Consider the following 1,599-nt stretch of genomic DNA (forward strand, 5'->3'; position numbering starts at 1 on the left):
TTTCGACATCGACAAATGTCAGGGTGGTGACCCTGATGAAGATCGAGGTGGATACCTCTACATTTGTCGGTGTTGCAAAGTGCTCTGTTTGTGTTTCACTGAGGGCGGCGGCGAAAAGTTTGCTGCTGGCACCAACGGGTGTCAAGGACATTCAGCTAAGAAGGCTGAAACGAACAGGAGGATTGAAAAATGAGAGAACCAATACGGCTTATCACTGCAGGGGCTGCTGTCGTTGCTTTGTCCCTGAGTACTGTGGGGGTGGCTTTGGCTGCTCCGGTGACTCAGCCTGAACCTGTTACTACTCAGACCCAATCGTCGCTGTCGGAGGCGGAGATTGCGCAGCTGGCTGCTGAGCTTGAGGCGTTGTTTACTAGGTACGTGCAGCTTGGTGCCAATAACCAGTTTGCGGTGAACGAGGCGAATCTGCGGGCAGATGGCTACAGCGTTGAACAGGTTCAAGGTCTTAGGAGCTTTGCTGAAGGTCTTAACCTAGGAACCTCCCAAAACCGTGATGCTCTGTCTTTTGCAAAGTGTGTTGTAGTAGATGCTGCAGGACTTAACATGATGGGACGTCTTTCAAAGGCTCTTGTGACAGCGATTAGAGCAGCCCAGTGGCCATTAGCAGCAAAGACAATTCTACAAATTGGTCTTTCGGCGGGATTACATCTTGGGTGGAAAGGGAATGCGATTGGTTTAGCTTTGGCATTAGGAAAGTCAGCCATTTATTGTAGGGGAGAGTTGTGATAAAGTAATGAAGCTTTCACCTAAAATAATTGCAATTGTGCCGCTAGTTTCTTGTCTCGCAGTACTGGTTATTAATGTAATCGGCTACCTTGCGTTAAAAATATGGTGGGTAAATTCTGTTGGGGAATATCTGTTTGTTGTGATGGCGGCTTCGCTGATGGTGTATATTTCATCTCTGGCGGAAAAGAATAAAAACTCCAAACGAAAGGGCTACGAAAATGTCAAAAAGAATTCGTAATGCGTTGCATGCAATCTTAGCACTCGTGCTAGTTTCAGCATGACAATGAGTACAACTGTGGTTTCACACGCTGGGGCAATTCCGAATCAAGTACCAGTATCAGTGTATGAAATGTCTGATGCTCAGATTATTAACCATGTCTCTAACAGGATTTTAGAGGGATTTGAAATTCTGGATACAGTAATACTTGAAGACAGCAACGGTAAATTCTATGTAGATAAGACAAGAGTGTCGAACTTTGAATTATCGGTACAGGATGAAGAAGCGGTTGATTATCTTGTCCGTTCACTCAACCAAAGCATAAATAACAGATATGCTGCTAGAAGCTGGCAGTCCTTTGGAATGTGTGTTGTTTCCGGATTTACGGGCATTCAGCTTACAGAGATTGCGACATACGTCAACTGGAAGAGTTTTGGGTTTTTGCTAAAGAGTCAAGACTGGGGTGGCGCGTTGAACCTCTTGAAAGGTGCAGTGAGTAGGTATCTTGTCAAGCACGGAGCTGAGGCTGGAGCCAAATTTGCGCTTAAGCAGATTCTCAATTCGTCAGGTGTTGGTTTTGCGGCAGTAGCTGCTGCTTCTGCGGTGACTTGCGCGGCCTTAGAGGGTTGGAGGTGGAT

General features: G+C 46.3%; 3 protein-coding genes. All 3 read left to right on the forward strand.

Going from position 1 to position 1,599, the window contains the following annotated elements:
- Positions 1-189: 189 nt before the first annotated feature.
- On the forward strand, positions 190-744 hold the full coding sequence (locus HMPREF0577_RS01830) for a hypothetical protein (protein ID WP_004011965.1): 555 nt from the start codon (positions 190-192) through the stop codon (positions 742-744).
- Positions 745-751: 7 nt separating this feature from the next.
- The gene (locus tag HMPREF0577_RS01835; RefSeq protein WP_004011969.1) at positions 752-982 is read left to right on the forward strand and encodes a hypothetical protein; all 231 of its coding nucleotides are present in this window, start codon (positions 752-754) and stop codon (positions 980-982) included.
- Between the two features lie 45 nt (positions 983-1,027).
- Positions 1,028-1,599, forward strand: a 572-nt coding sequence (locus tag HMPREF0577_RS11530; protein ID WP_169305139.1) for a hypothetical protein, incomplete at its 3' end; no start/stop codon positions are given.

The organism is Mobiluncus mulieris ATCC 35243, assembly GCF_000160615.1.
In the GTDB taxonomy this organism is placed as follows: Bacteria; Actinomycetota; Actinomycetes; order Actinomycetales; family Actinomycetaceae; genus Mobiluncus; species Mobiluncus mulieris.